This window comes from Nostoc flagelliforme FACHB-838, assembly GCF_014698065.1.
Lineage (GTDB): Bacteria > Cyanobacteriota > Cyanobacteriia > Cyanobacteriales > Nostocaceae > Nostoc > Nostoc flagelliforme_B.
This window is the reverse complement of the sequence record NZ_JACJSI010000358.1, coordinates 1-5,947: the sequence shown is the minus strand read 5'-3', so window position 1 is coordinate 5,947 and position 5,947 is coordinate 1. Positions and strand designations below refer to the sequence as shown.

General features: G+C 40.2%; 5 protein-coding genes and 3 pseudogenes. 4 read left to right on the top strand and 4 right to left on the bottom strand.

The features are described 5' to 3' along the window. From H6G97_RS43595 to tnpC, 3 pseudogenes are all read right to left on the bottom strand, one after another. A pseudogene (locus H6G97_RS43595) lies at positions 1-112 on the bottom strand (ISKra4 family transposase); the annotation flags it as partial. A gap of 167 nt (positions 113-279) precedes the next feature. Next, positions 280-614 (bottom strand): annotated as a pseudogene (locus H6G97_RS43590) (ISKra4 family transposase); the annotation flags it as partial. A gap of 671 nt (positions 615-1,285) precedes the next feature. Next, positions 1,286-2,286, bottom strand: a pseudogene (gene tnpC, locus H6G97_RS43585) (IS66 family transposase); the annotation flags it as partial. On the opposite strand from tnpC, the gene H6G97_RS43580 reads away from it, so the two are divergent. From H6G97_RS43580 to H6G97_RS54040, 3 genes are all read left to right on the top strand, one after another. After that, positions 2,272-2,484: a hypothetical protein gene (locus tag H6G97_RS43580; protein ID WP_242056008.1), complete on the top strand. Its 213-nt coding sequence runs from the start codon at positions 2,272-2,274 to the stop codon at positions 2,482-2,484. The pseudogene tnpC and the gene H6G97_RS43580 overlap by 15 nt on opposite strands. Before the next feature lie 105 nt (positions 2,485-2,589). Further along, entirely contained in the window at positions 2,590-2,976 is a 387-nt protein-coding gene (locus tag H6G97_RS54045) for a hypothetical protein (protein WP_242056007.1), read from the top strand. Between the two features lie 52 nt (positions 2,977-3,028). After that, the gene (locus tag H6G97_RS54040; protein ID WP_242056006.1) at positions 3,029-3,685 is read left to right on the top strand and encodes a hypothetical protein; all 657 of its coding nucleotides are present in this window, start codon (positions 3,029-3,031) and stop codon (positions 3,683-3,685) included. Positions 3,686-4,019: 334 nt separating this feature from the next. Here H6G97_RS54040 and H6G97_RS43570 read toward each other — a convergent pair whose 3' ends face one another. After that, the gene (locus H6G97_RS43570; protein ID WP_199350070.1) at positions 4,020-4,424 is read right to left on the bottom strand and encodes a hypothetical protein; all 405 of its coding nucleotides are present in this window, start codon (positions 4,422-4,424) and stop codon (positions 4,020-4,022) included. Positions 4,425-4,985: 561 nt separating this feature from the next. Between H6G97_RS43570 and H6G97_RS43565 the strand changes: the two genes are divergently transcribed. Next, positions 4,986-5,947 (top strand): ISKra4 family transposase gene (locus H6G97_RS43565; protein ID WP_190946723.1). Its coding sequence is split into 2 segments (ribosomal slippage), with 963 coding nucleotides annotated over them: positions 4,986-5,142 and positions 5,142-5,947; the frame shifts between segments, so codons are not numbered across the junction. This gene is flagged as partial in the annotation.

Sequence of the window (5,947 nt, the reverse complement as noted above, 5' to 3'; positions counted from 1 at the left end):
CAAATGGTAGCTGAAAATCCTGTCCGAGAACTAGTTTTTGTTGTGTCGTGTGACCAACTTTCACCCCTGTTAATGCCTCAATCTCAATTTCTGCTTTTTGATATGATTCATTTCCCGCATTTCTCACAAGCTCCTTTGTGTTTGATGATGAGTAATAAGTAATGGGTAATGAGTAATAAGTAATGGGTAATAAGTAAAATTTTAAACTCCTAACTTCTTACTCCTTACTCATAACTCCTTACTTACTACTCATTACTCCTCCATTCGAGGTGTGGTGAGAAATCCGGGATTTGCTGATAGCCTCAAACAACACTTTTGAAGTAATGGACTTAACCTACTTCTTGCCTTTAAACCCAATCTTTGTAGCTGTTTGGCTTTGAGAGTCAATTCCCCTACTAGGCTTTTTATTTTTCTGGTTTTACCTACTTTTGTTCCTGTTTTTCGTTCGATAAAAAAAGGGCTATTTCTGGGCTGACTAGTTCTAATACTTGACTGCGAACTGTTTTTTCTATGCCTTCAAGGTCTGTCAACTTACTTTTGTCTGCTTCTTCATACAACAGTGCTGACAATTCTTGTAAGCAGGCTTTGATCCGTTCTTGTTTCTCTTGGTTCATTGTCAGCGATCGCACAGGGTTATCTTCCTTTACATTTTCCCATAAATGGTAAATCTTCCAAAACTGGATGCTCCCTATTAGACGGCTGATCCATGCAATAGGTAACTTTCCGACTACTGCCTTCACGAAGCATAAGTCAACTGCGTCGTTGCTTTCGGATCGAAGTATATCTTTACAAGTAAAGCTTGTGCTATAACCGTAATCATCCCATTTTTTTGTATTCAAAATAAAGCTTTTCCTGAAGTCAAATATATCAAAAATTTTCCTATTAAGTTTATTGAAGGAGTGATAAAAAATAACTGCGTCAGGTATTATTTTTTTACCATTTATAGTAAAAACTCCACTTAAACTTATTGATTTGGGTTTACTATTGACTATTGCTAATGTGTCATTTGATAAATAGTTTGTATCCAAATGTAGGATATATTCTGGTTCTATGTGTTTAACTATATACGTTAAATACATAGACTCCCAAACGCTATGAAAATCTTTAACACCCCAGATTTCTCCATCATCCGTTTTAGACATATCACCATATAAAAATAGTTCAATTGCCTCATAAAAAGACCAATAATCATAATCTTTAATAGCAGTCTGCTTATCGATTAATTGTAAGGCATCCTTTAAAATATTCACAATTTGATTACTAGATTATTCGTAAGGATTCAGGTCTAATATTGCGGAAGTAAAGAAGGGCGAGACTGATAATTATTGGAGTCAGCAATTAGAGCTTGTGCAAAAAAATCAATGACAGACTTACCTTGACGGCGACAAGTCTGTACTACCGTCAACAAATTAGCAGTGTGTTGAAACCGCTCCATCGAACGCGAACCACCACTAACTTTACGTTTTGTCACAGCTAAACGCAGCGAGCGTTCGGCCTGATTGTTATCAGGGGGAACTTCAGGATGGTCAAGGAAGTACCACCACTGATCAGCTTTATTGCGTAAAGAGCGTAAAAGCTGGCCTGCGGTAGCTCCGGCTAAATCAATCCACTGATTGAGTGAGGAGTGCAACTTAGATTTGAATTGATTGACCCAATCGTTGTAACTGCTTGAGTCAAGCGTCTGGAACCATTGAGCGTAATTCCTAAAAGCTTCATCAATTAAATCAACAAACACTTCACCAATAGCTTGGTTGTGGAGACCTGGAAGTATAATTAGTTTTTTGAAGTGACGGCGTAAATGAGCCAAACATTTCTGTTGGGCAAAAGCTGGATAGCCATTGTAAACGCTAAAATCATCGCTGCTGATTACCCCTGTATATTCAGCCCCTAAAATGGCTGATAGTTCGGCTCTAGAACGACTGTCAGCCGCAGTAAATAGGCAGAACTCAGAATTGGCAACTACCCACAACCATTCTTTGATTCCTTTAACTGACCAAGGCGTTTCATCCACATGAATATTAGGTTGTGTCTGTTTTATCCAACTGCTTAATTCAGTAATGCTCGGTTCAATTGCTTGTTGTATTTGTTCATTGGTTGCGACTAAAGTACCAACCCCGATTTCTACTCCTCCCAATTCCCACAGCATTTCTTGCTGTTTTTCATAGGGTAGATGCCCGTAATTATTTACCCACCCTAAAAAAGCTTGCTAACTCCCAAGTCTTGTCCTGGAACTATATCACCAGACCAATCCGCAGCTTGTAAGTTTCCACAATGCGAACATTTGCATATATTGAACCTCCCATAATCGGGCTTGGTTCTATCGTTGCTCACGCTGACCCATACCGTACTTTGTATGTGGCCAGAGGAGAAGTGATTCAGGATTTAGGAGATGAGGTAATTGTTGCATGGGATCACTGGCAAAACGAATCGAAAAAGACTGACAGGTATTTTCGAGACGAATTGCGATTCTGGCAACCTCAATAAGTTTTCAGCGTATCGGTGATTCTTTAGACAACCAAATACAAGTACCAAGCCCCATATCACAGTGGGGAAAATTTTCTTGCGTCAACATAAACAGGAGATTGTGCAATGACCGCAACTATTACAAGACCCAAGCTCAAAAAGGCTGCTAATAAACCCCAATCACCGTATAAGCGGCTTCATGTGATTATTCCCATAGAAGATATGTTATGGGCTTCGCAGCAAAAGCCCTCTGTTACGCAATTGTGGCAAGAGTGCTGGACGGCTGACCCTTATGGTTCTCGGTGGATGCCCCTTTCTACTGCGATGGGTTACAGTACTTTTATCTCTGCGAAGAAAATTCTTTCTGAAAGCGGGTTGTTTATTTTCAAGCCGGACAAGTCGATTCAGGATAGCCGAGAAACCGTTGTCTGGATGGTGAAGAATTTACATGGCAGCCGAATGAAGGAGTTTTGGGAGAAAGCTAATTCTCGTTTTTCAGCAACCAGATGCTGAAAAACGAGAATTAAATGCTGAGGACTCAGAGATAGATGCTGGCTGTGAAGAAATGCGTGCTTTGTGTGAAGCATCTATTTTAGGTCAAAGTCATTCAGAGCAAGGGTTTCAAAAACTCTCACGAACTGTTCAGGAACACCTCACAAACTCTACAAAAGAGTTTGTGAGGTGTAACTCTGACACGCTTACCGAAATTTCGCACTCTTGTGAGGCGGCGATCGCTCCCTTGGCGGTCGCGTCGCCTCAGTCTGTTGAAAGCGTGGAAGAGTTGGAGGAAGTTTTGCCTACGGCAATGGACTGCACGACGCTAGCGCTTGTGGATGATGTACAGGGTCAATCTGCTTTGTTGATAGGAAAAAGCCAGGATTATGGTGTTGAAGCGATATTCCCTCATGAAGGTACTTGTTCCGTCGCGTCCGTTGCCGTAAATGAATTATCTTCAAGTTCAGCGATCGCTCATCAAACACAGGGGCAAGTAGAAGCAGGTAATCGCGCTTCGTTGATGGCTGAAAATTCAGTTTCGGGTGTAGAACTAGCAGTTGATGAAGGTGAAGGTTCCGCCGCGCCTGTTACCAGCGTTGAAAAATGGTCGCATAAGGCGATAGTTGCGAGGTCAAATGTACGACCGGAGCGTATGCAGAAACTTAAAGTGGCAGCGAATTCGGGGCAGAATCCCAATACGGTTCAGTTAAGCCTCAAAGTCAGGTAAATTAAGGATTAGTCCCAAGTACGAAAACTTAATATGATGGATCTTGAATATTTGTCATTCGTGTTTTAAAAAATACAAAGTAATGAATTACTAAAAGCGATTGAGACAGGCATACCTGCAACAGCAATTGAGAAAGCAATCGTCACAAGTAAAGCTAAAGAACAAATAAATTGTTCTTTACCCTTGAGATAACGCTCCTTCGTTAATAATGAGATGTTGAGGTTATTTGCGGTGATTTATGAGTGTATAGCGCAATAAGTTCATTAATTGGGTCAAGTCCTAGTCTAACAGCAGAAAATACTAATCGGTATCGTTGTTACGTTAGTGGCAATCGCTATTCTTTAGCAAGGAAAAGATTAAGAGTGTTTAGGATCTCAACAACCGCACGAGCATCTTCACGAGCATTAGATTTTATTGGTGAGTAGGTCTGAGGGAACAAGCAGTTGCTAGCCAAGCTAAAAACAGGCCGCATCTGACTACTAATTATTCTGGTATTCTGGTAGGTTAGATAACGTGCTTCGAGAACAATACCCTTAGCTGGTCCACCAAGTCGACAAACAAACTTCCCAATCTCTTTCTGTTGTATTCCGCCGGATAAAATGTCATAACTGAAGCTTCGCCGCAGACCTTCTAATCTGCCGTAAATACTATCGGGTACTTTGATGAGTTGACCATCAATAGAGAGAGAGAGAGAATTGGTCATCAATTGCCGATGAATTAGGATCGATGTCATTTCCATAAAACTTAATTTCTTTTGTCACCGTGTTGTCAGATTTATACTTAAGATTTAAGAGCAATATTTGTTCAGCCAAGGTCATGTTTGGGAACAGTACCAGAGCTAATACCACAAATACCCTTATAAGTGTCTTCATTAATTTGCCTCTGCTATTTCAACAATCTTTTATATTAAAGTGCCTGCCGAGGGTAAATGAGCGTTGAAACAGAAACCTAATCTAAAGCTAAAATCCTTTCTGCACAGACAGTCCGCTCATTCGCCTGTAAGAAAAGTTTTCTATTTTGCGCCGATTTTTGTAATCTCTAGTAATTACCCTATAATTGCTCTAGCCTATTGAAGAGATCCTCTTAAATAAACTTGATTAACCGTAATAATGAGCAAAACATGGCATGTTTCAAAAACAGCTTTTTTTAGTTCAGGAGTTACGCTGTTGAGAAAAAAGGGTAGGTGCGGTAGAAACAAAGCATGAACCCACAGAAGGTCAACGAGGGGAGCATCCATTTTTGGAAGATTTATCATTTATGGGAAAATATAAAGGGAAATAACCCTGTGCGATCGCTGATAATGAACCAAGAAAAACAAGAACGGATAAAAGCCTGCTTACAAGAATTGTCAACACTGCTGTATGAAGAAGCAGACAAAAGTAAGGTGGCAGACCTCGAAGGCATAGAAAAAACAGTTCGCAGTCAAGTATTAGAATTAGTCAGCCCAGAAATAGCCCTTTTTTTATCAAACAAACAACAAAAACAAACATCGGTAAAACGAGGAAAATCAAAAGCTTAGTTGGGGAACTGAAATTAAAAGCTAAACAGATACAGAGGCTAGGTTTGAAACCAAGGAGTCGATTAAGTCCATTACTTCAAAAGTGCTGTTTAAGGCTATCAGCAAATGAATCATATCAAAAAGCAGAAATCGAGATTGAGGCATTAACAGGAGTGAAAGTTGGCCACACGACACAACAAAAACTAGTTCTCGAACAGGATTTTCAGCTACCCGTAGCAAAACAAGCTGTGTCAGAAGTGAGTGTGGATGGGGGAAAAGTCCGACTTAGCGGACAACCTCAAGCAGGCTGTCACTGGCGAGACTATAAAACTGTTCGTCTACAAGGGATTTACTATGGTGCGTTTTTTGATGACAACCAATCATTAGTTGATTATGTCAATAGCCAGCGTCTTGTTAATCCGTTAGTCTGCTTGGGTGATGGTCATGATGGTGTGTGGAATCTCGTCAAAGAGTTTTGTAAAAGTGAGAATTTTGGGCGTTGGGAAATTTTAGATTGGTATCACCTCAAAAAAAATCTCTATAAAGTTGGCGGTTCTTTAAAGCGCCTAAAAGCTGCTGAAACTCTGTTATGGCAAGGTCAGGTAGATAATACTCAAGCTTTATTTCTTCATTGCCGAGATAAACAGGCGAAGAACTTCATTGCTTATCTAGAAAAACATCGCTCTCGTATTGTCAACTATGCCTATTACCAGGCTGAACAACTTTGTTCTATTGGTTCTGGAGCAGTTGAATCTGCTATTAAA